This is a genomic window from Streptomyces sp. NPDC002573 (assembly GCF_042889625.1).
In the GTDB taxonomy this organism is placed as follows: domain Bacteria; phylum Actinomycetota; class Actinomycetes; order Streptomycetales; family Streptomycetaceae; genus Streptomyces; species Streptomyces gibsoniae.
Genome location: NZ_JBIARC010000031.1, coordinates 74,859 through 101,273 on the forward strand (window position 1 = coordinate 74,859; position 26,415 = coordinate 101,273).

26 protein-coding genes and 1 pseudogene are annotated in these 26,415 nt (G+C 69.1%); 16 read left to right on the forward strand and 11 right to left on the reverse strand.

All coding sequences use genetic code 11. From position 1 onward, the window contains the following. Positions 1 to 103 precede the first annotated feature (103 nt). A complete protein-coding gene (locus tag ACFYX0_RS26870) occupies positions 104 to 259 on the reverse strand; it encodes a hypothetical protein (RefSeq protein ID WP_388973786.1) in 156 nt (51 codons plus the stop codon). A 101-nt stretch (positions 260 to 360) separates the two neighbouring features. On the opposite strand from ACFYX0_RS26870, the pseudogene ACFYX0_RS26875 reads away from it, so the two are divergent. Further along, positions 361 to 1,493: pseudogene (locus tag ACFYX0_RS26875) on the forward strand (thiamine pyrophosphate-binding protein); the annotation flags it as partial. 143 nt (positions 1,494 to 1,636) lie between these two features. On the opposite strand, the gene ACFYX0_RS26880 reads toward ACFYX0_RS26875, so the two are convergent. Both ACFYX0_RS26880 and ACFYX0_RS26885 read right to left on the reverse strand, forming a co-directional pair. Next, the gene (locus tag ACFYX0_RS26880; RefSeq protein WP_388973788.1) at positions 1,637 to 1,858 is read right to left on the reverse strand and encodes a ferredoxin; all 222 of its coding nucleotides are present in this window, start codon (positions 1,856 to 1,858) and stop codon (positions 1,637 to 1,639) included. Beyond that, positions 1,855 to 3,054, reverse strand: coding sequence for a cytochrome P450 (locus tag ACFYX0_RS26885; protein ID WP_388973790.1), 1,200 nt, complete (start codon positions 3,052 to 3,054; stop codon positions 1,855 to 1,857). Before ACFYX0_RS26885 ends, ACFYX0_RS26880 begins: the two co-directional genes overlap by 4 nt. Before the next feature lie 197 nt (positions 3,055 to 3,251). Here ACFYX0_RS26885 and ACFYX0_RS26890 point away from each other — a divergent pair, with 197 nt between their 5' ends. The 3 genes from ACFYX0_RS26890 to ACFYX0_RS26900 all read left to right on the forward strand — a co-directional run bounded on the left by ACFYX0_RS26890 (position 3,252) and on the right by ACFYX0_RS26900 (position 4,039). Then, positions 3,252 to 3,518, forward strand: coding sequence for a hypothetical protein (locus tag ACFYX0_RS26890; protein ID WP_388973792.1), 267 nt, complete (start codon positions 3,252 to 3,254; stop codon positions 3,516 to 3,518). A gap of 102 nt (positions 3,519 to 3,620) precedes the next feature. Beyond that, a complete protein-coding gene (locus ACFYX0_RS26895; RefSeq protein WP_388973794.1) occupies positions 3,621 to 3,764 on the forward strand; it encodes a hypothetical protein in 144 nt (47 codons plus the stop codon). Then, entirely contained in the window at positions 3,761 to 4,039 is a 279-nt protein-coding gene (locus ACFYX0_RS26900) for a hypothetical protein (RefSeq protein WP_388973796.1), read from the forward strand. Before ACFYX0_RS26895 ends, ACFYX0_RS26900 begins: the two co-directional genes overlap by 4 nt. Before the next feature lie 79 nt (positions 4,040 to 4,118). Here the strand turns inward: ACFYX0_RS26900 and ACFYX0_RS26905 are convergent, their stop codons facing one another. From ACFYX0_RS26905 to ACFYX0_RS26925, 5 genes are all read right to left on the reverse strand, one after another. After that, positions 4,119 to 5,402, reverse strand: a complete 1,284-nt coding sequence (locus ACFYX0_RS26905) for an SGNH/GDSL hydrolase family protein (RefSeq protein WP_388973798.1) — start codon at positions 5,400 to 5,402, stop codon at positions 4,119 to 4,121. Between the two features lie 84 nt (positions 5,403 to 5,486). Beyond that, complete coding sequence (locus ACFYX0_RS26910; protein WP_388973851.1) at positions 5,487 to 7,835, reverse strand: glycoside hydrolase N-terminal domain-containing protein; 2,349 nt, start codon at positions 7,833 to 7,835, stop codon at positions 5,487 to 5,489. Between the two features lie 243 nt (positions 7,836 to 8,078). Further along, positions 8,079 to 9,956: an alpha-galactosidase D gene (locus ACFYX0_RS26915; protein WP_388973800.1), complete on the reverse strand. Its 1,878-nt coding sequence runs from the start codon at positions 9,954 to 9,956 to the stop codon at positions 8,079 to 8,081. 151 nt (positions 9,957 to 10,107) lie between these two features. Beyond that, the gene (locus tag ACFYX0_RS26920; protein ID WP_388973802.1) at positions 10,108 to 10,233 is read right to left on the reverse strand and encodes a hypothetical protein; all 126 of its coding nucleotides are present in this window, start codon (positions 10,231 to 10,233) and stop codon (positions 10,108 to 10,110) included. A 2-nt stretch (positions 10,234 to 10,235) separates the two neighbouring features. Beyond that, the gene (locus ACFYX0_RS26925) at positions 10,236 to 11,381 is read right to left on the reverse strand and encodes an ROK family protein (protein ID WP_388973803.1); all 1,146 of its coding nucleotides are present in this window, start codon (positions 11,379 to 11,381) and stop codon (positions 10,236 to 10,238) included. Between the two features lie 217 nt (positions 11,382 to 11,598). Here ACFYX0_RS26925 and ACFYX0_RS26930 point away from each other — a divergent pair, with 217 nt between their 5' ends. From ACFYX0_RS26930 to ACFYX0_RS26970, 9 genes are all read left to right on the forward strand, one after another. Continuing rightward, a complete protein-coding gene (locus tag ACFYX0_RS26930) occupies positions 11,599 to 13,752 on the forward strand; it encodes an alpha-galactosidase (protein WP_388973805.1) in 2,154 nt (717 codons plus the stop codon). Positions 13,753 to 13,989: 237 nt separating this feature from the next. Beyond that, on the forward strand, positions 13,990 to 15,090 hold the full coding sequence (locus ACFYX0_RS26935; RefSeq protein WP_388973807.1) for a substrate-binding domain-containing protein: 1,101 nt from the start codon (positions 13,990 to 13,992) through the stop codon (positions 15,088 to 15,090). A gap of 35 nt (positions 15,091 to 15,125) precedes the next feature. Continuing rightward, on the forward strand, positions 15,126 to 16,214 hold the full coding sequence (locus tag ACFYX0_RS26940; protein ID WP_388973809.1) for a mandelate racemase/muconate lactonizing enzyme family protein: 1,089 nt from the start codon (positions 15,126 to 15,128) through the stop codon (positions 16,212 to 16,214). Then, positions 16,211 to 17,293: an ABC transporter permease gene (locus ACFYX0_RS26945; protein ID WP_388973811.1), complete on the forward strand. Its 1,083-nt coding sequence runs from the start codon at positions 16,211 to 16,213 to the stop codon at positions 17,291 to 17,293. Before ACFYX0_RS26940 ends, ACFYX0_RS26945 begins: the two co-directional genes overlap by 4 nt. Continuing rightward, positions 17,290 to 18,375, forward strand: coding sequence for an ABC transporter permease (locus ACFYX0_RS26950; protein WP_388973813.1), 1,086 nt, complete (start codon positions 17,290 to 17,292; stop codon positions 18,373 to 18,375). Before ACFYX0_RS26945 ends, ACFYX0_RS26950 begins: the two co-directional genes overlap by 4 nt. A gap of 31 nt (positions 18,376 to 18,406) precedes the next feature. After that, positions 18,407 to 20,014, forward strand: coding sequence for a sugar ABC transporter ATP-binding protein (locus ACFYX0_RS26955; RefSeq protein ID WP_388973815.1), 1,608 nt, complete (start codon positions 18,407 to 18,409; stop codon positions 20,012 to 20,014). Continuing rightward, entirely contained in the window at positions 20,011 to 20,334 is a 324-nt protein-coding gene (locus tag ACFYX0_RS26960; RefSeq protein ID WP_355921111.1) for an L-rhamnose mutarotase, read from the forward strand. The genes ACFYX0_RS26955 and ACFYX0_RS26960 overlap by 4 nt, the downstream gene beginning before the upstream one ends. A 68-nt stretch (positions 20,335 to 20,402) precedes the next feature. Next, positions 20,403 to 21,263, forward strand: a complete 861-nt coding sequence (locus ACFYX0_RS26965; RefSeq protein WP_388973816.1) for an amidohydrolase family protein — start codon at positions 20,403 to 20,405, stop codon at positions 21,261 to 21,263. 116 nt (positions 21,264 to 21,379) lie between these two features. Beyond that, positions 21,380 to 22,090 (forward strand): GntR family transcriptional regulator, encoded by a 711-nt coding sequence (locus tag ACFYX0_RS26970; RefSeq protein ID WP_355921105.1) that lies wholly within the window; start codon positions 21,380 to 21,382, stop codon positions 22,088 to 22,090. A 25-nt stretch (positions 22,091 to 22,115) separates the two neighbouring features. On the opposite strand, the gene ACFYX0_RS26975 is transcribed toward ACFYX0_RS26970, so the two are convergent. After that, positions 22,116 to 22,532 carry a hypothetical protein gene (locus ACFYX0_RS26975; RefSeq protein ID WP_388973817.1) on the reverse strand — a complete coding sequence of 139 codons (417 nt, stop codon included), beginning with the start codon at positions 22,530 to 22,532 and terminating at the stop codon, positions 22,116 to 22,118. A gap of 48 nt (positions 22,533 to 22,580) precedes the next feature. Further along, positions 22,581 to 23,069, reverse strand: a complete 489-nt coding sequence (locus tag ACFYX0_RS26980; protein WP_388973853.1) for a GNAT family N-acetyltransferase — start codon at positions 23,067 to 23,069, stop codon at positions 22,581 to 22,583. Between the two features lie 31 nt (positions 23,070 to 23,100). On the opposite strand from ACFYX0_RS26980, the gene ACFYX0_RS26985 reads away from it, so the two are divergent. Both ACFYX0_RS26985 and ACFYX0_RS26990 read left to right on the forward strand, forming a co-directional pair. Continuing rightward, positions 23,101 to 23,691, forward strand: a complete 591-nt coding sequence (locus ACFYX0_RS26985) for a helix-turn-helix domain-containing protein (RefSeq protein ID WP_388973819.1) — start codon at positions 23,101 to 23,103, stop codon at positions 23,689 to 23,691. Continuing rightward, the gene (locus ACFYX0_RS26990; protein WP_388973821.1) at positions 23,688 to 24,911 is read left to right on the forward strand and encodes an MFS transporter; all 1,224 of its coding nucleotides are present in this window, start codon (positions 23,688 to 23,690) and stop codon (positions 24,909 to 24,911) included. The genes ACFYX0_RS26985 and ACFYX0_RS26990 overlap by 4 nt, the downstream gene beginning before the upstream one ends. A 96-nt stretch (positions 24,912 to 25,007) precedes the next feature. Here the strand turns inward: ACFYX0_RS26990 and ACFYX0_RS26995 are convergent, their stop codons facing one another. Then, positions 25,008 to 25,577: a dihydrofolate reductase family protein gene (locus ACFYX0_RS26995; protein ID WP_388973823.1), complete on the reverse strand. Its 570-nt coding sequence runs from the start codon at positions 25,575 to 25,577 to the stop codon at positions 25,008 to 25,010. 132 nt (positions 25,578 to 25,709) lie between these two features. Between ACFYX0_RS26995 and ACFYX0_RS27000 the strand changes: the two genes are divergently transcribed. Then, on the forward strand, positions 25,710 to 26,282 hold the full coding sequence (locus ACFYX0_RS27000) for a TetR/AcrR family transcriptional regulator (protein WP_388973825.1): 573 nt from the start codon (positions 25,710 to 25,712) through the stop codon (positions 26,280 to 26,282). Positions 26,283 to 26,415: the final 133 nt, after the last annotated feature.

The following is a 26,415-nucleotide window of genomic DNA, read 5'->3' on the forward strand; positions in this document are numbered from 1 at the left end:
GACGCGGCGCGCGGTGGGAGAACCCCGGTGCCATCGTGTCCACGTTCCCGTGTTTGCCGCCGCCAGCACCGGAGGGAGATGAGCGTCTGCGCAGGCGCCCTCATCAGTCGGGGGTCCGGGCGACGCCGTCCAGCTTGTCCGCCTTCGCATCGGCGACGAGCGAGGAGAGCTGGTCGGCGCTCATCCGGACGCGCTGACCGTAGTCGTCGGTCAGGATGACCGTGCGCTGCCGGAACCGATCTCGTGCACCGACAGTCAACTGTGGCTCATCCCGCTCACTAACGTGATCCAGGCGTGAGGCGGCCCCGCCGTGCCCTCGCAGGGCGGGGCCCGCGGTGATGCCGGAATTCGAGGAGTGCCATGGCCAAGCAGACCATCGCGGAACAGTACGTCGACCTGATGGCGCGTGCCGGTGTGCGCCGCATCTACGGCGTGGTCGGGGACAGCCTCAACCCGGTGGTCGACGCGGTCAGACGGCACGACACGATGGAATGGGTCCAGGTACGGCACGAGGAGGTCGCGACTTCGCCGCCGGCGCGGAGGCCCAGCTCACCGGCCGGCTGGCCGCCTGCGCGGGCTCCTGCGGTCCCGGCAACCTCCACCTGATCAACGGGCTCTACGACGCCCACCGCTCGATGGCACCGGTACTCGCGCTCGCCGCCCACATACCCAGCGGCGAGATCGGAACCGGCTACTTCCAGGAGACCCACCCCGACCGGCTGTTCGCCGAGTGCAGTCACTACTCCGAGCTGGTCTCCTCGCCCCACCAGATGCCGCGCGTGGTGCAGACGGCGGTCCAGCACGCCGTCGGCCGGCGTGGTGTCTCGGTCGTGGCCCTGTCCGGCGACACCGCTGCCGAGGACTCCCCGGACGCGGCACCCGAACTCGCCATGCCCCTGGACCTGCCCGCCATCCGCCCCAGCGACCTGGAGATCGCCCGGCTCACCGAACTGGTGGACGCCGCCGAACGCGTCATGGTGTTCTGCGGGCGGGGTGTCGCCGGAGCGCATGCCGAGGTGATGGCGTTCGCCGAGAAGACCAAGGCACCGGTCGGTCACGCGCTGCGCGGCAAGGAGCACGTCCAGTACGACAACCCGTACGACGTCGGCATGTCCGGTCTGCTCGGCCACGGAGCCGCGTACGAGGCCATGCACGAGTGCGACCTGCTGCTGCTCCTCGGCACCGACTTCCCGTACACCGACTTCCTGCCCCGCCATGTGCGGACCGCGCAGGTGGATGTGCAGCCCGAGCGGCTGGGGCGGCGCACGCAACTCGATCTCGCCGTCTGGGGCGACGTGGGCGAGACCCTGCGGTGCCTCAGGCCCGCGGTGCGGGAGAAGCCGTCACGCCGGTTCCTCGACCGTATGCTGGAGCGGCACGCCCACGCACTCGAGGGCGCGGTGAACGCCTACACCCGCAACGTCGACAAGCACACCCCGATCCACCCCGAGTTCGTGGCCTCCGTGCTGGACGAAGAGGCCGACGACAACGCCGGCCCGCGCGGGCATGAGGTCGGCCGTTGAGGGCCGGAGTGATTGCCCAGGACGCCGATCGGACGCGTGACATGTGCCGTAGACGCGAGAGCCCCCACCGACGCGCGGTGCGGGCTGCTCGGTCGGGTGCGGTCGCCCCGGCGTCAGGCGCCGTCGGCTTCCGGCTCGTGGAAGGTGATCGCCCCGGAGGGGCAGACTCCGGCGGCCATCTGTGCGGCCGCGCGATGCGCGGTGGGCGGCTCGGCGTGCAGCAGGAGCACGCGGCCGTCGTCGGGATCCTGGTCGAAGACCTCGGGGGTGGTCAGTGCGCACATGCCGGCGCCGATGCAGCGCTCACGGTTGACGCGCAGGTGCGTCGTCCTCATGACTGCTCCGTGTCCCAGGTGACCGGGAGGCTCTTGACCCCGTAGATGTCCGCGGTCTCCGGGCGCAGGTCAACTTCCTCGGCCGGTACGGCCAGACGCAGTGTGGGGAAGCGGTTGATCAGCGCGGGGAGCGCGACCCGCAGTTCGACGCGGGCCAGTTGCTGGCCCAGGCACTGGTGGATGCCGTGGCCGAACGCCAGGTGCCCGACGCTCTGCCTCTGGATGTCGAGCGTGTGGGGGTCGGTGTAGCGCTCGGGGTCGTGGTTGGCGGTGTGGTACGACAGGACGACCGTCGTGCCGGCCTCGATGGTCTGTCCGCCCAGCTCGACGTCCTCCAGCGCCGTCCTCATGAACGACTTGGCGACGCTCAGATACCGCAGCAGCTCCTCCACGGCCCGGTCGGCGAGCGCGGGATCGGCGCGCAGCGCTGCCAGTTGCGCCGGGTTCTGCAGCAGCGCGAAGGTGCCGAGGGACAACATGTTCGCGGTGGTGTCGAGCCCGGCCGCCAGCAGAATGAGGCTGACCCCCTTCAGCTCCTCATCGGTCAGGTCGCTGTCGGTGAGTTCGCTGAGCACGTCGTCGGTGGGGTTCGCGCGCTTGGCGGTCACCAGTTTCGCGAGGTAGTCCTGGGTCGCGGTGTAGGCCGCCAGCAGCTCCTCGTCGCTCGTCTCCCCGCCCATGAACGAGTCGATCTGCTCCTGGAAGGAGCCCCGGTCCTCGTACGGCACTCCCAGCAGCTCACAGATGATGATGGCGGGAATGGGCTTGGCGAACGAGGTCACCAGATCAGCCGACGGCCCGGCCTTCTCCATGGCGTCCAGGCATGCGGTGGTGATCTGCTCGACCCGCTCGGTGAGCAGTCGCATGCGCCGCACGGTGAACTTGCCCACCAACGGCTTCCGGTAGCGCCCGTGCTGAGGCTCGTCCATCAGCAGGAACTCACCGGGCGGCGCGGGAGGAATCTCGAAGTCGACCACGTTCAGGAGCTCTTTGCGCGAGCTGAACCGGGGATCGGCAAGGACCGACCTGACCAGGTCGTATCCGGTGATCAGCCAGCCGGGTCTTCCGCCGGGGTGGGTATAGCGGCTGATGGGGCCGTGTCGGCGGGCGTCGATCAGCTCTGCCGGCGGGTCGAAGGGGCAGCCGGGCTGACGCGTCGTCGGCAGCGTTGTGACGGTGTGGAGGGAGTCACCCATGGCCATTCCTCATCTCGCGATAGTCCGTGTTCGACACATCACGAAAGCTACGTTGCATTCATAATTTCGTCAATCTCGCTTAGAGTTGAACCGCAGGTAGTCGGTGGCAAATTGGTGCAATGGGTTGAGATTGAATGCAACGTAACGTTGCAATGAATGGCGACGAAGGCAATACTGACGGCATGCCAGGAGGACGGTTGACCCAGCAGGACCGCCAGCGCATCGCGAGCGGACTCGCCGGGAAGATCGTCGAACCGGCGGGCCAGTCAGGGATGCCGAGGACGATGGCGCGCGTGCACGTCGACCTGCTGCTGTCCGAGCACGGCGCGGCCTCCATCTCCGCGGCCGTGAACTTCCCGGTCCAGGAGGGTTTTGTCGGGCGCGATCGCGATCCGCAGCGGCGTCGCGACATCTACGCGGTCGATGACGACGCCTGCTCACCGTGCGATGCTCTGACGGGCTGACAGGGTGACAGATTCCCGCATCAGGAAGGTGATTGCTGTGCAGTCCCCTGGCGAGCGGGATGGGCGCGGCGGTCGGCCTGTCGGCGCGAGGGGAGTCCGGCTATGACTCCGGCTGAAGCACGCGGTTGGTACGAGTTGCAGGAGCTGGAGGACGGCGTCGTACGCATCACCGAGCCGCACGTCGACAAGCCGCTGCGAGCCGATCTGTGGTGGTTGCGCGGCACGGACCGGGACCTCGTCGCATGAGTTCCGCGAACGGGGGCCCACACGCCCCCCGCTTCATCGCTCTCCTGGAGGAGCGCAGCGGCGCGCTGTTCACCGGCGATGTGATCTACGACGGCGACCTCATCGACGACCTCCCCGAATCCGACCCGTCCGACTACCGGCGCAGCATGGCGCTCCTGGCGGACCTGGAGGTCTCCGTCGCCAACCAGGGACACGGCCGCAGCTTCGACGGGAGCCGTCTGCGCGAACTGGCCCACACCTGCCTTCACGCGACCGGACGCCCAGGCCCGTCATGACTGTCGCACCGTTCCGGGCAGCCGGTCCGGCCCCCGCCGAAGACGTCGCCGCCTCGGAAGGGACCGGTGCCCGGTGGCGTCAGCTACGCAGGAGCCGCAGGTCGATCGCGTCGGACATGGCCTTCATGCCCGCGTCGTTGGGGTGGATGTGGTCGCCCGAGTCATAGGCGGGGTTGAGGGCGGCCGGGTTCGAGGAGTCGCGCATGGTCTGGTCGAAGTCGATGACGCCGTCGAACGCGCCGCTGGTGCGGATCCAGTGGTTGACGTCCTGCCGGATCGCCTCGGCGGCGGGCGTGTAGTAACCGTTGCCCTGGTCGGGCATCAGGGTCGCGCCGATGACGTTGACGTGCGCGGCGTGCGCCTGGTCGATGAGCGTGCGGTAGCCGTTTACGAGATCCTGCGCGGTCAGCGGTCCGCCGTCGGGTCCGGCGTTGTTGCCGATGTCGTTGATTCCCTCGAAGAGGATCACGTCCTTGACGCCCGGCTGGCCGAGGGCGTCGTGCCCGAAGCGCTTGAGTGCGCTGACGCCCTGCCACAGGTTGGGCACGTCCGTGAGGACCCGGTTGCCGCCGATGCCGGAGTCAACGACGCTCAGCTTCTGCGGGCCCGACCCGGCGCCCAGTCGGCGGCCGAGGAAGTCGGGCCACCGGGTGTAGGTGCCGGTCGAGGAGTGGTAGCCGTCCGTGATGGAGTCGCCGAAGGCGACGACGGTGCCCCTCGCGGTCGGCGACAGCACGTCCAGCCCGGCCAGGTAGTACCAGGAGGTCGTGGTGCTGCCGAACGCGGCTGCGCTGTCGTCACCGGCGTGGTTGCCGGAGGCGATGTAGGTGGTGTCGAACGCGTCGGAGTGCCAGGTCGACATTCCCGTCGTGCCGGGCACGTAGAGGCTGACGAGCAGGTTCTCCCCGGCGCTGACCGAGATCGGGATGACGTCGCTGACCGCCTCCGCGCCGGCGGGGATCGTGACGTGGCGCGAGCCGCCGAAGGTGATGTTACGAGTGGTGCCGCGTGTCGCCTCGCCACCGCTCGCCTGGACGGCCACGTCCACGGCGCTGACATCGAGCGGGGCGGGGCTGTACCGGTTGGACAGGGTGATGCGTGCGCCCGAGCCTGCGACGCTGCTGTGCACCACCATCCGGATGGTCTGGTTGTCGAAGGACGGGCCGCCGGTCGTCATGCCGGGTGACCAGGCGCTGACCCGTGTGCCCTTGCCGTGCGCCGGGGACACGGCGGCGCTCGCCACGTTCGCGGTGCTCAACGGTACGACCGTCAGGGCCATGCCAGTCAGCACGCCGAGCACGGACAGCAGGGACCTGCGACGCGGTCGGCGGGCCGCCGCCGTGCTTTCCCTATTCGGGGACATCGTCGATCTCTCCACTCTTCTCGCTCTCCACTCTTCTCGTCGTACGCGGCAGGCTCGGCTCACCGAGCGGCTGCCGAACCGGCCTCAGCCGAGGTTGCGCAGCGTCACGGACTCACCGGGCGTGAGGCTGACCTTGCGCGAGGTGCCGCCCGCGAAGACGGTCGTGTCACGGCCGCCGACGCTCTTCAGCGTCACCTGCGTGACCTTTCCGTTCCTCCACTTGAGGTCGGCGACGAAGCCACCGCGGACGCCGACGCCGGAGATCGAGCCGGATGTCGCCCATGCGGCGGGCAGAGCGGGCAACAGTTCGACGTGACCCGGCCGCGAGTACACCAGCATCTCGACCATCGCGGAGGGGGTGCCGAAGTTCGCGTCGATCTGGAAGATGCCGCGGCCTCCCCCCATGTCCATGATGTCGAAGAGGTTCGACGCGCTGCCGTTGCTGCCGTTCACCGACGGCTTCAGGTTGTTGACGACGAGCTGGTAGGCCTTCTCCGCGTTCTTCAGCCGGGCCCAGCACAGGCTGCGCCAGGCGTTGGACCAGCCGTAGCTGTTCATCCCACGGGCGGTCAGGAGGGCCGTCGCGCCCGCGAGGATGTCCTTCGGCGTGGAGTCGTCCGGACGGATCCGGTCGCCGGGGAAGAGGCCGAAGAGCGGGGAGAGGTGACGGTGCGTGGTCTCGCCCAGGTTGTCGGGCGACATCCACTCCTCCAGCCAGCCGGTCGTGGGGCTGACCACGGGCAGGTACAGGCGCTCACGCAGGCCGTCGACGGTCGCGCTGTAAGAGATGTCCTGGCCCAGTACCCGGGTCGCGGTGTGGTAGTTGCCGAAGAGGTTCCAGACCAGTTCCTGCGCGTAGGTGATGCCCTTGGCGTCCTGCGGACCCTGCTCGGGGGACCAGTCGCTGTCGTCGACGAGGACCTCGCGCGAGGCTCCGGAGGCATCGGTGACGGTCGTGGTGATGAGGCGGGCCTCCCAGAACTCCACGGCACCCTTGAGGAGGGGGTAGATCTTTTCGAGGTAGTCGCGGTCCTGGGTGAACTCGTAGTGCTCGAACAGGCTCTGGCAGATCCAGGCGTTGGCGCCGGGGTGCCACCACCAGCCGCTGCCGCCGTAAGGGTTGGTGGAGAAGGCCACGGCCCAGCCGGCGACCTTTCCAGAAGAGTTGCGGTACCTGTTGGTCGAGGTGTTGAACAGCCGCTGCGTGACGTCCGTCCACGAGGACAGCTGCGCGAGGCAGTAGTCCGCGAAGGCGTCGAAGCAGTCGGACAGGCCCGCCCGGTCGGCCATCCAGTAGTTCATCTGGACGTTGATGTCGGTGTGGTAGTCGCCCATCCAGTCCGGATCGTTGCCGTCCAGCCACGGGCCCTGGAGACCCATCGGCAGGGTGCCCCGCGACCCGGAGATCATCAGATACCGGCCGAACTGCAGGTAAGCCGACTCGAGTTCCGGGTCGGCAACGTTGTCGCGGTAGCGCGCCTGCAGCCGTTGCCAGGTGTCCAGTCTACGCTGAGCGGTGGACGACGTACCGAGGTTGACGTCCAGTTGCTCGAACACCGGGCGGAAGTCGGCGACATGGGTGTGCAGCAGCGTGCTCGCGGAGTGGCCGGCGGCGGTCAGAGCCTTGGTCCGGGCGAGGCGCTCCGGGTCCACGGACGGGTCGCGGAACGCGGCGGCCGCGTCGGGCGCGTAGTTGGTGCCGCCGCTGACGACGACCGTGAGGTCCTTGCAGTTGCTGAACGAGATCGATGTGCCGTTGACGGCGACCTTGCCGGTGCTGCTGCGGGCCGTGACGGCGGCGCCGTACTTGAGCCCGTTGGCGAAGGAGGCGCCGAACGATGCGTAGGCCCCCGTGCGGTCGGCGGTGGTGGACTCGCCGTGCGTGCCGGTGAGGGAGACGGTACCGGTGTAGGTGCCGCCGCCCTGCTGGGAGAAGTACAGGACGATGACGTCATCGGGGCGGCTGGCGAAGATCTGCCGCTGGTAGGTGACGCCGGACAGGTCGTACGAAGCACTCACGAAGCCCTGGGCCAGGTCGAGGGTGCGACGGTAGTTGTCGACGGAGCCCAGGTCGTGCGCGGGGATGTCGACGGTGAGCTTGGCCAGCAGGGTCAGGGAGCCGAAGTCGTCCCGGCCGTAGGGGAACTGGCCGTCGCTCTGCAGGGTGTCGTTGAGACCGCCGGTCCACAGCGTGGCGTCGCTGATCGTCAGCAGCTCGCTGGAGGGGTCGTTGCCCGCGAGCGCTCCGAGGCGCCCGTTACCGACCGGCAGACCCTGCTGGATCATCGAGTCGGGGGAGCCGGGAGCCTGCCACCACAGCTGGTTCTTCGCGGCGGCGGCCGCGGACAGCAGGGGTGAGGAGGCGGGCCGGAGGGGAGCGGCCGAGGCGGTGAAGGCGGGCAGACCGCCGAGGGCGGCGGCCGTGCCGGCCATGGCGGCGAGGGCGAGAAAGCCTCGGCGGCTCGGGTGGTTGTCGCGCGCTTCGCTGTGCTGGGTGTCCACGTTGTGCACTCCATGTCGAGGGAACGGCGCATGCGGGAACGACGGATGCGGCCCGTCGGGCGTGGTGTGAGTCGAATGCGGCGGGTGCGGGCACGCCCGGACGCTGCGGGGCCGTGGGGGGAGAGTCCCCGGGTGCGGAGCCCGGTCGTGGCACGACCGGGCCCCGCGGGGAGATCAGGCGGACTTGGGTACGTCGATCCTGTCGATGTCAGGTGAGTAGTCCCAGCCGCTGTCGAACGTGATGGAGTTGGCGCCCGCCTTCAGCGCCAACTGGACACTGACGGTTTCGACCGTGCCCCAGTCGCCCGTGGAGGGGAACCTGAGGCTGGTGCCGTTGCCGCTGTTGGAGTAGACGGTCACCGAGCGGCTGTCGCCGCTGACGTAGGCGACGTTGACGGTGTAGATGCCGCTCTTCCGTACCGTGATGTCGTTGAACTGGAGCTTGCTTTCGAGGTAGAGGTTGCCGACCTTCTTGCCGCCGGAGCAGGAATCGCATGTGGCGACGGAGGCGTTGCCGGTCAGGGTGTTGTTCGGGGACTCGGCCTCGTAGCTGGTGGTCGCAAGCCGGGCGCCGCCGGGCTTGACGGTGAACAGCCGGGAGCCGTGCGTGGGCAGCGTCGCGGTGATCTTGTTCTTGTACGAGCCGAGGTCCTGGTGGCTCCACAGGTCACGTACGGAGGCCGCGCCGGTGAAACCGAAGGACGCCCAGTCGGCGGTGACGGAAGCCGGTGAGTTGCCGAGGTTGAACAGGGCGACGGTGTAGCTGCCGTCGGGGTTCTTGGCTCCCCACACCTGCTGGTCGCCCATCGGGGTGACGGGACGCGCGACGGGCGAGGTGTTCTGGTCGACCCCTATGACTTCCTGGTTGGTCAGTAGGGAGAGGCCGTAGCTGTCCAGCTTGGTGAGGTCGTCACCGGTGAACAGGGGCGACTTGTTGATGGCCCACAGGGTCATGTAGCTCTGCCGCTCGGCCTGGGTGAGGCCGTCCATCGCCCCGTTGCCGACGTCGATCGCGTCGAGGTCGTTCCAGCCGCCGGGCCCTGCCTTGGTGCTCCACGCAGGGGCGTCGTTCCATCGGTCGTTGACCGAGTTCTCCCAGGTGACCAGGGTGTCGCAGTAGCACTCGACGTCGGTGTCGATGCGCCAGCCGTTGGAGTACTTCTTCCAGTCGGCGGCGTGACCGATGTCGAGCGACCAGGAGAGCTCCAGGTGGATCGGTCGCCCCGTGTCGGCGATGGCCTTGTGCCAGGCGGCGACGTCCGCGACGTTGTCGTAGTTGTCACCCGACTTGAACGAGCCGGGGCCCACGCCGTCCAGTTTGAGGAAGTCGTACCCCCAGTCGGCGAACATCTGCGCCTGCGAGTCGACGTACTTCTGCGCGCAGGGGTTGTCGAAGTTCAGCTTGTACGCGCTGTCCCAACCGTTGGTGGTGCGCAGGTCCGGGTAGACCGCGTCCGCGGTGGTGCAGCCGGGCGCGTTCCAGATCGGCACCTTGCCGTCGCCGTAGGCCCCCTTCTCCAGGCCGACGGGCAGGTAGATGCCCGCCTTGAGGCCCTTGGAGTGGATGTGGTCGGCGACCGACTTCATGCCGTGCGGGAACCGGACCGGGTCGGGCGTCTGCCGGCCGTACTGGTCGAACTCGGACGTCCAGTTCTCGTCCATCCACCAACCGGCGTCGATGTTGACGTAGGTGTAGCCGGACTTCTTCAGCGTGCCGGCGAGGGCGTCCGCCTGCTTCAGGACGTTCGCCTCGGTGAGGTAGCTGTAGTTGCCGTTCGGGTTCAGGCCCGGGTAGTGGGAGGACTGCATGCTCCAGCTGGACCAGCCCATGTACGGCTTGGCTGCCGTGCCGGAGGTGGTGTCCGCCGTGGTCGCGGTCGAGGTGACGGCCGTGGTCGTGGACTTGGAGCCGACGGCCACGGCCTGGGTGGCGGCGGCCGGGACCGCTGTGGCGAGTCCGGCCGTGACGACCAGGGCTGCCATCGCTCTGGTGATACGGCGCGGGAAGCCGGGGAGAGCTCCGCGCAGGGCTCTGTAAGGGGATGACCGCATGGGTCGCCTCCTGGGGTGGGGTGAGCAGAATCGAGCGGTGGTACCCGGTGGGGGACGGGCGTTGTTCCGGGCAGAGGACGGGTGTGGTGCCGGACGGGACACCGGAGCGAAGCGGCGGGGTGGCCGGCCGCGGGAGCGCCGGGCCGGCGGCTCAGCCCCTGCCCAAGTCGATGGTGAGCCCGCTGATGGACGGTCGTCGGAGCATGTCGTACATCAGGGACGGGAACGTGCGGTGCGCAGGGAGCGCGGGGATCGCGGTCATGAGAGCACGCGGCATGGCTACTCCTCGTACGTGTCTGATCCCATGAAGGACTGGATGGCGGTGGCCGCGGCCCCGCGCGCCCACTCCTCGAACGGCAGGGGACGTGTCATCACGTCGCACTGCGCGGCGGTACCGAAGGCGGACGCGGCGAACGCGTCACGGATGCCCTCGGAGACAAGGTCGTAGGCGGCAAGACCCTCCCCAGAGATGATCACCAGCTCGGGACCGAGGATGTTCGCCAGGAAGCCGATGGCCTTGCCGATGGTTTCGCCGGCCCGTGCATAGACCTCTCTGACACCGGGGTCTCCGCTGTGGGCCAGCTTCAGTGCCTCGGCCATGTCGGTCACCTGCCCGCCCGTGGCGGCGCGGACCGCGTGGAGTATCGCGGGGTCCGCCGCGATCGCCTCCACACACCCCCGATTGCCGCAGTGGCAGAGCGGCCCGAGCGGGTCGAGGGACAGATGTCCGATCTCGCCCGCCACGCCGTGCGCGCCCGACACCACCCGCCCGTGCACCACCAGGCCGCAGCCGATGCCGGCACCCACGGTCACCAGGGCGAAGTTCGAGCGACCGACACCGGCCCCGAACCAGTGCTCGGCGACCGTGAGCGCCCGCACATCGTTGTCGACCGTGACCGGCAGCGCGGTCGCGGTCCCCACGATCTCGGCGAGCGGTACGTCCCGCCACTCCAGGAAGGGCGAGTAGCGGACCACACCGTCCTCACGGTCCACGTCCCCCGAGATCGCGATGCCGAGCCCCCGCACCCGCACACCGAATCCGTCGGCCTCCGTGAGCAACTCCTGCACCAGCGCGGTGATGACGGGGAGCACCTCCTCCGGCTCACGGCCCGTCAGCCGTACGTGCCGGGACTCCCGGATACGGCAGCACAGGTCGGCCAACACCGCGATGATTTCGTCGCCCGTGATCTTGATCCCGATGAACAGCGCCCTCCCTCCGTCCACCCACACCGGATTGGCCGGCCGCCCCACTGCGGGCCGCGCGGCTTCGTCCACGCCCTCGACCAGATAGCCGAGCTCCATCAGCGGACGGACCGCCTTGGTGACGGCGGCCGGAGAGAGCCTGGTACGCCGCGCCACCTCGGTCCGAGTGAGCGGACCGTGGGAGAGCAGCGTGGTGAACACCAGGGAAGCGGCCGGCGTCATCGTCGGAGCCGCCTCGGGGGAGGGGGCCGGGCACATGGCCGGAAACTTAGGGAGGTTCTTTTTTGCTGTCAATAAATAAAGCACACTCCTTTCCAAGAGTATGCGTTGACCAGGACAAACCTGTGAAACGTAGCGCGAGGACAGGCGTTGACACCTGATCAAAGGCAGGGTTGGCTGCGCACTGCTCCTGTGCTGCGCTCTCCCAACGTGAGGATCCATGTCTGCCATCTCCTTCGACCCCACCTCAGGCGTCTGGCTGCTCTCGACCGCGCGCACGTCGTACGCGCTGTGGATCGACCCCACGGGAGCGCCCTGTCACCTCGCCTGGGGACCTCGGCTGACCCTTGCCGCGGCCGGTCAGCTCGTACCTCTCCCGGCCGGGGAGGTCAGCAGCTTCGAGGGCCGCTCCCCGGCCGGCGAGGAGCTGCCGGTCGACGGCGGGGCCCGGTACGGAGCGCCGTCCCTGCGGGTGCGGTTCGCCGACGGCACCCGGGCCTTCGAGTGGGCCCACCTGAGCCACCGGATCAGCGAACCGGCACCGGGAACGACGGGGCTCGCCCTTGAGTTCCGTGACCGCCACTACCCGCTGACGGTCACGCTCCACTACCGGGTGCACGACGACACGGACGTCATCGAGCGCTGGACCGTGCTGCGCAACACCGGGCGGCAGCCGATGGCGCTGCTGCGCGCGGACTCGGCCGCCTGGACGCTTCCGCTGCGCGACGACTACCGGATCAGCCATGTCACGGGCCAGTGGTCGGCGGAGAGCCTGCTGCACCGGGAGCCGGTGCCGCACGGCGAGACCGTGCTCACCAGCCGGCGCGGCATCACCAGCCACCACGCGAACCCGTGGCTGATGCTGGACGCGGGCGGGGCCACCGAGGACCGGGGCGAGGTGTGGAGCGCGGCCCTGGCCTGGAGCGGAAGCTGGCACCTCATCGTGCAGCGCACGCCCGACGGACGTACGTCCTTCACGGGCGGAGCGGGGCAGGACGGAGCGGAACTGCCCCTCTGCCCCGGGGAGGAGTACACGACCCCGCGCTTCGCGGCCCTGTACACCGACGGCGGCTTCGGCGCGGCGAGCCGCGGCTGGCACGGATACGTCCGAGGCCATGTGCTCCCCTACCCCGACGAGACGCGCCCCGTGCTGTTCAACTCCTGGGAGGCCACCGGCTTCGACGTCGACGAGGCCGGTCAGCAGGAGCTCGCGGTCCGGGCAGCCGAGCTCGGGGTGGAACTCTACGTCGTCGACGACGGCTGGTTCGGTGGCCGCCGCGACGACACCGCCGGACTCGGTGACTGGACCCCGGCCGCCGAGCGGTTCCCGCGGGGGCTGGGCCCGCTCGCCGACGAGGTCCACCGGCTCGGCATGCGGTTCGGTCTGTGGGTGGAGCCCGAGATGGTCAACCCGGACAGCGACCTCTACCGGGCGCACCCCGACTGGGTGTTGCACTTCCCGCACCGCACCCGCACCGAACTGCGCAACCAACTGGTGCTCAACTTCGCGCGTGACGACGTCGCCGAGTGGGCGTACGGATGGCTGACCCGGTTGGTCGCGGACAACGGGATCGACTTCCTCAAGTGGGACATGAACCGCGCCTTCAGCGAGGCCGGCTGGCCCGCCCGCGAGGACGGCCAGGACGTGCTGTGGACGCGATACGTGCACAACGTCTACGCCGTCATGGACCGGTTGCGTGCTGACCACCCCGGGCTGCGCATCGAGGCGTGCAGCGGTGGCGGCGGCCGCGTCGACCTGGGCATCCTCTCCCGTACGGACCAAGCCTGGCCGTCCGACAACACCGACGCGGCGGACCGGGTCTCCATCCAGCACGGCTTCGGCCAGATCTATCCGGCCCGGGTGATGGCGGCCTGGGTGACGGACGTGCCCAACCAGCTCACCGGCCGCTCGGTGCCGCTTCGTTACCGCTTCCATGTCGCGATGGCGGGGGTCCTCGCGGTGGGCGGCGACCTCGCGCGCTGGACACCGGAGGAACTCGCCCAGGGCGCGGAACTGGTGGCGGAGTACAAGAGGGTCCGGCACATCGTGCAGCACGGCACCCAGCACCGACTGCGCGGTCCCGTGGACGACGGGCCGACCGCCGTGCAGTACACCACCGCCGACGGCCGGGAGGTCTTCTTGCTGGTGTGGCAGCGGGCACCCCGCCACGGCACGCCGCGCTCCGCCCTCAGGCTCGCCGGCCTGGACCCCGCCGCGCGCTACCGGGACGCCGCAAGCGGCGCCGTGCACCATGCGTCCGTACTCACCGGATACGGGATCACGCCCGAGCTGCCGGCCGGTGACTGGTCCAGCACGTCCCTGCACCTGATCAGGGTCGACGACGTGGCGGCCGACGGCACCGACCCTCTGTGAGACACCAGTTTCCTATATGATTCCGGCCCTGATCTGAACCGGTAGCGACCGGCCGGCGGATCAGCGTGACCGGATTCCGGTGTCGCATAGCATATGTGAGTGACCGTCAAACTGTGCCCTGACCTGCAATATCCGAGCGATCGTCATCGAAGGTGCGGTTCAGGGGGTTGACGCGGGGCGGTGCCTGACTGAACATCGCCCTACCGATTTCCTATTTGATTCTGGGGAGTGGTGGAGATGCGTCCCCCGACCCGTTCCGTTCTGTCAGGAGTCGTCGCAGCCGCTGTGCTCATGGCGGGCTCGGCGGCCTGCACCATCAAGTCCTCCGGCGCGCCGTCCGGCGTCCGGGCCCAGGCCCCCGCGTCCGGCAAGTCCGGTACGGGAACGGCTGAGTTGGCCGACGGATCGGGCACCAAGGTGGCCCTTGTGCCCGGCGGCGCCCACCCGTACTTCCAGCCGTGGAAGACGGCGGGGGCCGCAGCGAAGAAGAAGTACGGCCTCGGGGACGTGACCTTCGACGAGACCTCCGAATGGGACCAGCAGAAGCAGGACAACCTGCTCTCCACGCTGGCGGCCCGCGGTTACAACGCGTTCGGGATCTTCGGGGTCTCGCCCACCGACATCAACACCACCTTCACGGACCTCAAGTCACAGGGCTTCGCCGTGGCCTCGCTCGCCTCCTGCCCGGCCGGCGGCACCGACAAGGCCGACTTCTGCCTGTCCACGGACGTGGAGGTCGCCGCCTACAAGGCGGCCAAGGCCGCGATCGACGCCATGGGCGGCAAGGGCACGCTCGTCCACCTCACCGGCAACAACGTGGACGCCAACACGCAGCTGCGCATCAAGGGCGTGTCCAGGGCGGTGAAGGAGACCGGCGGCAAGGTGAGGCTGCTGCAGACCGTCACCGACGTCGACAAGGACCTGCAGACCGCGCAGAAAGCGGTCTCCGACCTGCTCGCGGCGAAGGGCAACCAGATCCAGGGCATCGTCACCACCGCCTACAACCCCGCCGTCGCAGCCGCCGACGCCGTCAAGAGCTCCGGATCCAAGGCCAAGGTCGTCGCCATCGACGACGACGCCAAGATCCTCAGCGCGATCAGGGACGGCTCTGTCGCCGCCACCGTGGTGCAGAACCCCGTGGGGCAGGCCGAGGTGGGGACCTGGGCGCTGGCGCTGCTGCAGACGCGGCAGTGCACCATGCGCCACCCGGGCCAGATCATCGACTCCGGCTCGTTCGTGGTCACCCAGGCGAACGTGGGCACCTACGACTCGGCCAGGAAGGCGAAGACCGAGCAGCTCAAGAAGCAGTTCGCAGACACCTTCCTCGTCTGCGCGTGACCGCCGACGGCACTACGGAAAGCGGGCCTCGCACGATGACCATCATCACGACCGCCACGGCACTGCTCGCCGACATCGCGGTGGAGAAGGACCGCACGGACGCCGTGCAGACCTTCGTCAAGCAGGAGACGATCCTTGTCGGGATCACCACCGCGGACGGCCTGAGGGGAACCGGCTACGCCTACACGATCGGCACCGGCGGATCGTCCGTCCTGGCCCTGCTCCGGGAGCACCTGCTGCCTCTCCTCGCCGGAGCGGACGCCCGCAACGTCGAAGCCCTGTGGCAGCGGCTGTTCGCCACGACGCGGGCCACCACCACCGGAGCCATCACCTCCCTCGCCCTCGCCGCCGTGGACACCGCGCTGTGGGACCTGCGGTGCAGGCGCGCCGGCGAACCGCTGTGGCGGCTGGCCGGCGGCCACCGCCAGGAAGTCCCGCTCTACGACACCGAAGGCGGCTGGCTCCACCTGAGCACCGACGAACTGATCCGATCCGCACTGGAGGCCCGGAAGGCAGGGTGGGCGGGCGTCAAGGTCAAGGTGGGCAAGCCCCACGTGGCCGAGGACGTCGAGCGATTGCGCGCCGTCCGCGAGGCCGTCGGTCCGTCGATGCACATCATGACCGACGCCAACCAGTCGCAGACCCTCTCCTCGGCACTCCGCCTCGCGGCCGCACTCGAACCCCACGGACCGTACTGGCTCGAAGAGCCCCTCCCGGCCGACGACGTCAGCGGACACGCCCGCCTGGCGGCCGCGACCAGGATTCCCGTCGCCGTCGGCGAATCCCTGTACTCCGCCATGCAGTTCCGCGGATACCTGGAGTCGGGCGCCGCCTCCGTCATCCAGGTCGACGCCGCACGGATCGGCGGCATCACACCGTGGCTCAAGGTCGCGCACACGGCGGAGAGCCACAACGCCATGGTCTGCCCGCACTTCCTGATGGAACTGCATGTCAGCCTGGCCGCCGCGGTGCCCAACGGCATGTTCGTCGAGTACATCCCGCAGCTGAGAGCCGTGACCCGCACCGAACTGACGGTCCGCGACGGATGCGCCGTGGCACCGGACGTGCCGGGCATCGGGATCGACTGGGACATGGACGCCGTCGACAACAGGAGGGTGGCATGAAGGCACCCGCCGTGACACCGGAGAACGACAGCCGGGCCGACGGGGCGGAGACCGAACCGCGGCCCGCGCAGCGGCTGCCGTTCTGGGTGAACCAGCGGCTCGGTCTGCTGGTGCTCACCGTCGCGCTCGCCGCACTGTTCGGCGTCCTACAGCCCGCGTTGCTCGACCAGCGGCTCGTACTGTTCCCCCTGCTGAGGGACATCTCCACGCTGACCGTGGTGGCGCTCGCCCAGATGGTGGTCCTCTCCGTGGGACACATGAACCTCGCCGTCGGCCGGATGGCGGCCTTCGGCGCCCTCTTCGCGGGCCTCGGTTACGACCGCCTCGGTCTGCCGCTTCAACTCGGGCTACTCGTCTGTCTGTTCGTCGGCGCCGTCATCGGCGCCCTGACCGGCTGGATCATCGCCCGTACCGGCGTGAGCTCCTTCGTCGTCACCCTGGCCATGGACTTCGCCCTGCTGGGACTGGTCTCCCTGCTCTACTCGGCGCTGACCGAGAACGCGGCCTTCACCACACAGCCGGACGGGCTCATGGACCTGCGCTCCACCTCGCTCGCCGACATCTGCGTCGGCCGCGTCTGCGGGTCCCCGGCCGTCCCGCAGCTGGCCCAGTTCACGGTCCTGGCCCTAGGCGGCCTGGGCTTCCTCTACTCCCGCACCCGTATGGGCCGAGAACTGCTGCTGACCGGCGCCAACCCGGCGGCCGCGGAGCTGTCGGGCATCCCCACCGGCCGCCGCGTGATCCTCGCGCACACCCTCTCCGGACTGCTCGCCGCGCTCGCCGGCTTCATGGCCGCCGTCAGCACCGGCACCTTCCGCGCCTCCATCGGCGAGGACTTCATGCTGCCCTCCTTCCTCGGCGCCGTCCTCGGCGGCACCCTCCTCACCGGCGGCGTCGTCTCCGTACTCGGCGTCCTGCTGGGCACATCGCTGGTCGGCGTGATCCGCAAGGGCCTGGATCTGCTCGGCGTCGGCCTGGAGAGCCTGAACATCTACCTCGGCTGCGTCCTTCTGCTGGCCCTGTCGGCCGACCGGGTACGCACCGTCGTGTCCTATCGCAAGGTGGTGCGCTCCACGTGATCACCAGCAACGACCGCGCAGCCCGCACCGGCGCGGCCCTGCGCCGCTTCTCCCGCTCCACGACCATGACACTGCTGTGCGTGACCCTGGCCGGATACCTCGCCCTGGGAGTGGCCTCGTCGGGCGAGTTCTTCCAGGGCCCGTCGGTACGGACCTTCCTGCAGTACCTGGCCACGCCCATCCTCATCGGACTGGCCCAGATGACCGCTCTGTGCGTCGGACAGCTCAACCTCGCGGTCGGTGCCCTGGGCGGCTTCACGGCCTGTCTGACGGGTGTCCTGATGGCTGACGACGGGGTCCCGGCACCGATCGCCGTAGCGGCGGGCGCCCTCGCGGCGACGCTGGTCGGTCTGGTGACCGGTGTGTTCATCGTGGCGACACGGATCAACGGATTCATCGTCACGCTCGGAACGATGACCATCCTGCTGGGAGCCCAGTACCGGCTGGCCGGCACGCGAACCATCGACGGCTACTCACCGACCCTCAAGCACCTGGGCCGGGCCGCCCCGCTGAACCTCCCGCTGGTGTTTCTCACGGCGCTCGCCGCGGCGGCCCTGATGGCCGCGTTCCTGTACCGCGCGACCGCCGGTCGCCGGCTCCTCGCGGCAGGCGGCAACCCGCTGGCGGCAAGACTGTCGGGCATCTCCACCGACCGGCAGATCGTACTCGCCCACACGCTGTCCGGCCTCCTGGTCGGCGTCGCCGCCATGACCGCGACGGCGTCGCTGCCCGGCGTCAACCGCAGCGTCGGCGGAGACTGGCTGCTGCCGAGCTTCGCCGCTCCCATCATCGGAGGTGTCGCGCTGAGCGGAGGATCCGTCGCGGTGTTCGGCACGGTGCTGGCGGCGTTCGTCATGCGGCTCATCGACGCCGCGCGCGCCCAGTTCTCGCTCGACCCCAGCTGGGTGAACTTCCTCATCGGCCTGGTCGTGCTCGGCACGGTGGTCGGCGGCCGCATCCACCAGACCCACGTCGAGAAGAAGGGCAAGGGGCGCGAGGGACGAGGGAGCACCCCGCCGGCGCCGATCGGCCCGGGCCCGACGCCCGACGCCGCCCTGCCGAACACGGGAGGTGCCCGATGAGCGACATCCTTCCGGACACGAAAGGTGCGCGATGAGCGACGTTCTTCTCGAAGGCCGGGAGATGGTCAAGGTCTTCCCCGGAGTACGGGCCCTGGACGGCGTCGGCCTGCGCCTGACGGCCGGCTCCGTGCACGCGCTGCTGGGTGAGAACGGTGCGGGGAAGTCCACCTTGATCAAGGTGCTGACCGGCGTCCACACCCCCGACGGCGGCCGGCTCACCCGGCGCGGCCAGGAGGTCCAGCTGCGCTCGCCGCTGGAGGCCACCCGGACCGGCATCGGCGTCGTCCACCAGGAACGCAACCTCATACCCGACTTCTCGGTGGCGGAGAACATCACACTGCAGAGCCCTCCCTCGCGCCGCGGGCTCGTCGCCCGGGAGGCCATGAACGCACCCGCCCTGCGCTGCCTGGCGGAACTGGGTCTGGACCTTGATCCGCTGCGTCCGGTCCGTGAACTGTCAGTGGCCCAGCAGCAGTTGGTGGAGATCGCGAAGGCACTCCACACCGAGAGCGAGGTGCTGTTGCTCGACGAGCCGACCGCCTCGCTGTCCCCGCAGGAGGCCGAGCGCCTCTTCGACGTCGTCCGGCGGCTGACGGCCCGTGACACGTGCGTCGTCTTCGTGAGCCACAAGCTGGAAGAGGTCTTCGCCGTCTGCGACACCGTCACCGTGCTGCGCGACGGCAGGTCCGTGCTGGAGTCCTCACCGCTCGCCGACCACACGCACGACGACATCGTGAACCTGATGGTGGGCCGCGCCCATACGGCGACCGAGATGCGGCCGCGCACCCCGGCCCGTACGGCCGCCCCGGTGCTCGCACTCGATCGGATCTCCACTGCCGACGGTCACCAGGACATCTCCCTGGAGGTGCGGCCCGGTGAGATCGTCGGTCTCTACGGACTCGTCGGCGCCGGACGCAGTGAACTGGTCAAGGCCGTTCTGGGCCTCGATCGGGTCACCGGCGGCGAGATCAGGGTGAACGGCAAGCCGGCCCGGATCGCCTCGCCGCGCCAGGCGCTGCACGAGTTCGGCATCGGCTACCTGACCGAGAACCGCAAGGAAGAGGGCGTCTTCCTCGAACAGCCGGTCCATCGGAACATCACGGTCACCGTGTGGAAGAGGCTGGCGAGGGCCCTCGGGTTCATCTCCGCCGCCGAGGAACGGAACGTTGCGCAGGACCTGGTCGAACGCCTCGACATCCGTGTCTCGGACCTCGATCAGAACGCGGGTGAACTGTCCGGGGGCAACCAGCAGAAAGTGAGTCTCGCGAAGTGGCTCGCGGCCGACACCCGGCTGCTGGTCGTCGACGAGCCGACCGTGGGTGTCGACGTACGTACCAAACACAGCTTTCACGAACTGCTCTGGGAGCTCGCCCGCGGAGGTCTGCCGATCCTGCTGATCAGCAGCGACCTCACCGAGATGATCACGCTGGCGGACCGTGTGCTGGTCATGGCCGACCGCCGCATCCGCGGCGAGGTCGACAACGACCGTGACTACGACCGGATGAGCGGCCGGATCATCCGCATCATCCACGACCGTGCGCTGTCGGCAGTGACCGCGGCGGAGAACCCGCAGAGCCGGCAGAGCCCGCAGAGCCCGGAGGACGCTGGGAACGAGGGGGAAGCGGAGGACGCGGAATGAGGCGTGTGGCGCAGGTGATCAGGGTCCGCCCGGAGCAGTTGGAGACATACCGAGACCTGCACCGCGACGTGCCCCAGCCGGTGCTGGACACACTGCGGGACTGCCACATCGGGAACTACTCGATCCACCTGCTCGGCGACCTGCTGTTGGGCTACTTCGAGTACCACGGTGACGATCTGGCCGCGGACATGGCCCGCATGGCCACCGACGAGGCGACACAGGCGTGGTGGCGGCTCACCGCACCCTGCCAGCAGCCGGTGGAGCAGGCGGCACCGGGGGAGTGGTGGGCGTCGATGGAGCAGGTCTTCCTCATGCCCTGATGTCCCCATCGTCGAGGACGGATCGGAGAAGGGATGGCGACGGAGATGGAGATGGAGAAGCGAGCCGCATGAGTGAGACGCCGCTCGTCGATGCCCACCACCATGTGTGGGACCTGGCCGTACGGGACCAGGAATGGATCACCGGCCCCGAACTCGCGCCGCTGCGCAGGACCTTCTCGCTGTCCGATTTCCGTCCGCTGACCAACCGGGCCGGGGTCGCCGCGACCGTGATGGTACAGACCGTGACGGTCCCGGAGGAGACCCCCGAGATGCTGGCGCAGGCGGCGTCCGACCCGCTGGTCGCCGGTGTGGTCGGATGGACCGGTCTGACAGCCCCCGATGTGACGGACACACTGGCCAGGCTGCGTGAACTGCCGGGTGGCGGACGGCTGGTGGGCATTCGGCACCAGGTGCAGTCGGAATCCGACCCGCGGTGGCTGGTACGGGAGGATGTCCTGCGGGCTCTGTCCGCGGTGGCCGACGCCGGCCTGACCTACGACCTTGTGGTCCGCCCGCACCAACTGCCCGCGGCCACCGCCGCGGCTCGCCGTCTTCCGGGTCTCAGTTTCGTCCTGGATCACATCGGCAAACCCGCCATCGCGTCGGGCGCGCTCGAACGGTGGGCTACGGAACTGCGGGCCCTGGCGGCCGAACCCAACATCTTCTGCAAGCTGTCCGGCCTTGTCACGGAGGCCGACTGGCACGGATGGACGGTCGACGACCTGCGTCCTTTCGCCGAGACGGTTCTCGACGCCTTCGGACCGGACCGGGTCATGTACGGCTCCGACTGGCCCGTGCGCACGGTGGCCGCCGACTACGGGGAGGTGCTCGATGCGGCCCGTGCCCTGACGGTCGGGATCAGCGTGGACGAACGGGCCCGCGTTTTCGGCGGCACGGCCGTGAACGCCTACCGGCTGCGCGTGCCCTGAGGCCGCGGACGCCTGCGGCAGGTTTCACCGCGACGGAGAGGCCACGGGGCAGGGCTCTCACGTCGGTAAACTGCTCTCGTCCCGACGCCCCCGGAGCAACAGGAGCAGGAGAACGGATGCCACCGCATGACAGTTCCTCTGCCGGGGCCCCGGAGTCCGAGGGAAGAAGCCAAACCGCCGGCCCTGGTCGCCAGGTCCTTTCGGACAGCGTCTACGAGCAGATCAAGGCCATGGTCATGGACCATGAGATCGCCCCTGGCGCACGCGTGGGGATCGAGGCGCTGTCGCGCGCTCTGGGTGTCTCGCCCACGCCCGTCCGCGAGGCACTGGCCCGGCTCGAGTCCGACGGACTTGTGGTGAAAAGGTCGCTCTCCGGGTACCGGGCGACCGAGTTGCTGACCCGCCAGGGCCTTGAGGAGCTCTTTGAGATGCGCCTCCTCCTGGAACCGCGAGCAGCAGCGCTCGCCGCCATCAATGCCACTGAGGAGCAGCTCGACTCCCTCGAGCGGCTCGTGGAGGAGATGCAGACGCATCCGGGGCCGACAGGGCGATACGCGGACTACCGCGACTTCGCCGCTCTCGACCAGCGCTTTCACGACGCGATCGCAGTGGCCTCGCAACGTCCGCTGCTCGCCGATGCGGTGGAGCGGCTCCACTCGCATCTGCATGTCTTTCGCCTCAGAAGCGTCGGGAGCGCCGACGACCCCACACTGGCGGAGCACGAACGTGTCGTACGCGCGATACTCCGCCGCAAGCCCGACCGCGCCGCCGAAGCCATGGCGGAGCACCTCACACGCAGCCTCCAGCGGCAGTTCAGCGAGGAGTGACGCCGCGCCTGCGGCGGCTGTCTGGTCATCCCCCCTCGCGAGCCGAATCCGGGAGGTGACCGAGATGTTTGAGGACGCGCTCGCGCAGGAGGAGGTACTCCTCCCGGCGCCGGGGCAGAGGTCCCGGCGGACGTTTGACGACACGGGCTGCGGTGACAGTCTGGCCATCCTGGAACCGCTCACGCGTGAGGTCCAGCTCCAGACCGCTGGGCAGCCGATTCCACCAGTGAAATCCGTGCTGCATTCCGCCGCAGTGGACCTCTCCGACCATGAGGTCGCCACCGAAGATGTCGTTCACGATCAGAGCCGTGATGTCACAGTGACCCCACGCCGGATTGCCGGGCTGCCAGCCGGCACGAGCGAGGTCGTCCGGAGAACAGGTGTCGGCGGCCCAACTCACGCGCAGAGCTCTGTCGATGTCCAGCAGGTTCCAAGGGGTCATGCCGCCAGCATCGCAGCCGCCACTGACATCGGCTCCGGCCTCGGCGGTTCAGACGAGGGGCAGCCGCATGATCGTCAGGTCGAGCCAGCGGCCGAACTTGGTTCCGACCTCCCGCACTGTTCCGACGTGGTGGAAACCGAACCGTTGGTGCAGCCGGATGGACGCAGCGTTCTCGGCCTCGATGTCGGCGATCATGACGTGATGTCCGGCCTCGCGCGCCGAGGCGATGAGGGCGTCGAGCAGCGCGGAGCCGACACCCAGCCCATGCCGGCCTTCACGGACGTAGACCGAGTCCTCGACCGTGTGGCGGTATTCGTCCAGTTCCCGCCACGGGCCGTAGACCGCGAACCCGGCCACCTCGCCCTCCGCCTCGGCCACGAACGCCGATTCGCGCTCCAAGTGGGCTGTCAGCCAGGCGACTCCCGCGGCGGGGGACCGCGGGGTCTGCATCCGCAGGGCCGTCGACTGCTCGATCGCATCGTTGCGGATCGCGCGGACCGCCTCCGCGTCGCCCAGCTGCGCGCGGCGCACCGTCACGGTCACCGAGTTTCTTTCGTATATTGGATTTATGTCCAACATAGTAGATCCTCTGGTCGGGCAGATCGCCGCCCGAGTCCGCACCGAGCGAGAACGCCGTCGATGGACCCTGGCTCAGCTCGCGGACGCGTCCGGGGTGTCCCAGGCCATGATCAGCAGGATCGAGCGGGGCGAGAGCAGCCCCACCGCTGTCGTCCTCGGCAAGCTGTCGGCCGCATTCCAGCTCAGCATCGCCTCCTTGCTCGCCCTTGCCGAGGGGACGCAGGACGCGACAGAGGCGGTGGCCGGCGTGCGCCGCCCGGCCGACACGCCCGAATGGCAGGACCCCGGCACCGGCTACCGGCGCCGCCAGATCACCGGCCCACGCTTCCCCGCGGAGGTCGCCGAGATCCGGCTACCCGCCGGCGCCCAAGTGCCGTATCCGGGCGCCGCGTTCGCCTTCGTACGACAGATCGTCTGGGTCCTCGACGGCCATCTGACCTTCCACGAGGGCGACACGGTCCACGAACTCGACGCGGGCGACACCATCGAACTGGGCGAACCCACGGAGCGCGTCTTCGCCAACACCACCAACGCGGAATGCCGCTACGCCGTCATCCTCACCCGTGGCGCGCAGCCATGACGCGTCCCCTTCCCCGAGGCGGCGCGCTCCTGCTGGCCTGCATAGCCGGGACGGCGATCGCGAACAACTATGCCGTCCAGCCCGCGCTCGCCACGGTCGCAGCCGACATCGGAGTCCCTGACTCCGTGACCGGCCTCGTACCCACCGCCGCGCTCGCCGGCTGCATGACGGGCTTCGCCCTCCTGCTCCCTGTCACCGACCGCCTCGCCCCCAACCGGCTGGTCGCGGCGCAGCTCACCGCCCTGGCCGCCGCCCTCACCCTCGCCGCGGCCGCGACCGGCGCGAGTGTGCTCCTGGCCGCCTATCTGCTCATCGGCGCGACCGCCAGCGTCGCGGCCCAAGCCAGCGGCATCGCGGGCCGCCATGCCTCGCCCGGCTGCCGCGCGACCGCCGTCGCCACCGTGGCCGCCGGGATGTCGGCAGGCATCCTGCTCAGCCGCCTGGCGGGCGGAACCCTCACCGACATCATCGGCTGGCGACGGATGCTCCTCGTCTTCGCCGCCCTCGCTCTGCTCGCTGCGATCGCCGCCGCAACGCTTCTGCCCAATCAGCGCCCACACTCCGACCACAGCTACCGCGCCGCCCTCACTTCGCTTCCCCCACTGCTGCGCGAGTTTCCGCAACTGCGACGCGCGGTAGTCGTCGGCGGGCTCTGGTACTTCGCCTTCAACCTCATATGGGTGGCCCTCACGCTCGCCCTGGCCGAACCGCCCCACTCCCTCGATCCCACGACCATCGGCCTGTACAGCCTGGCGGGACTCCTCGGTCTCGCAGTCCTCCCGCTCCCGCTCACTGGACGCCCCACCGACCGGCACACCCCGACCACTGTGATCATCACCTGCATGCTGGCCGCCGCAGCCGGAACCGCCCTGCTCGCCACCGGTCTGAACACGCCGCCGACCATCACCCTCGGCCTCGCCCTCTTCGACGCGGGCTGCTTCGCCGCGCAAGCCGCCAACATGAGCCGCATCATCGCCCTCGACCCGCGACGCTCCGGCAGCCTGACCAGCGTCTACCTTGTGCTGTACTTCGCCATCGGAGCCATCGGCACCGCCCTTGCCGCGCCCGTGCTGAACACCCTCGGCCGGCAGGGCACCACCCTCACCGCCCTCGCCACACTGCTCCTGGCCGCCGTCCTCGGACGCTCCGGCACCCGGCGCAGCCGAGGAAAGTCGACTGACGGTAAAGGCGGTCGTCTCGTTCCGCACTCGCAGACATGAGAGCAGCGGGGGACCGGCAGGGGCGCTCAGGGCCTCCGGCCCGGTCCTATGGCCACGGTGGCAGCCAGTAGCGACAGGGCGGCGAGTCCACTCACGTCATTTCCTCGTGTAGGTGACGATGCTGACACCGGAGTCGAAGTCGCGGCGTGCGGTGGGTCGAAAGCCGGTGGGTGCGAACGGGCCGTCGAACAGCGGGATGCCACTGCCGATGACGACCGGATTGCGTTTGATGATCAGTTCGTCGATCTCGGCGAGCAGCGTGGCGGCCAGCTTGCCGCCCCCGGCCAGCCAAATGTCCATGCCTCCCTGCCTTTTCAGATCGCGCACCAGCGCGGCTGGGTCGTCGGCGACGATCTCGACCTCCGGGTCGGCGGGGGCCAGGGTGCGGGAGACGACGTACTGCTTCAGGTGGGTGTAGGGACTGGTGATGCCTGCTTTCAGGGCCGGCTCATACGTGCCGCGGCCCATGATCACGGTGTCGAAGTGCCGGTGAGGGGTGGCGCTCAGGCCGAACGGTCCGCGGACGTGCACCGGCATCGTCTCGGGATACTCGGCGAGAATGGCCTCCTGGACCTCGCCCTCGAAAGGGAGGAAGTCGTAACTGCCGTCCGGACCGGCGATGTAGCCGTCGAGGGTGGCAGCGACGTAGTAGGTGAGCTTGCGCATCTGGTCCCTCGTCCCTGTGAAGACGCGGCGGGTCGGGTCTGTGCGACCTCGCTGCTGTACTGTGCTTGTAGTGGTTTGAACGTAGTACTGCACATGCAGTGGTGTCAACGAGAATCGTCCATGGAGCTGTCGATGCGTCAGAACCCGGCCCGCCGCACCGCCTTGCTCGACGCCGCCATCGAAGTCCTCGCCCGCGAGGGCTCCCGGGGTCTGACGCTGCGCGCCGTCGACAAGGAAGCCGCCGTACCCACCGGGACGGCGTCCAACTACTTCGCCAACCGCGCCGATCTGCTGGCCCAGGTCATGGGACGCACTCGTGAGCGCCTGACCCCCGATCCGTCCGAGTTGGCCGACACCCTGAGCGCCGAGCCGTCACACGAGCCGGTCAGAACCCTGATGCTCCAGCTCGTCGAGCGCATGCGCCGCGAACGCAGCAGCCATCTGGCCATGCTGGAACTGCGTCTGGAAGCCACCCGGCGGCCCGAACTCCACTCGGAGCTGGCGGATTTCTTCACCGCCGAGCTCGAAGCCAACATTGGATTCCACCTGGATCACGGCCTGCCCGGCGACCGTACCGGGGTGGTCCTGCTGTACCTGGCCATGCTGGGGTTGATCGTCGATGACCTGACCGTCCCGGAACTCCTCACGGAACACCAGCTCGACGCCCTGATCGACGCCATGGTGACGCGCCTCCTCCCGGGATGAGCTGCCGACCCAACATGGCCTTCGTGCTCCGCCTGCTCCCACCCCCCGGCACCCAGCGGCGTCAGCGCGACGGCAGAGCCGAGCAGTCGGCCCAACCATCCGATTCGCGCCGAGAGATGGCTCTGACGTCTAC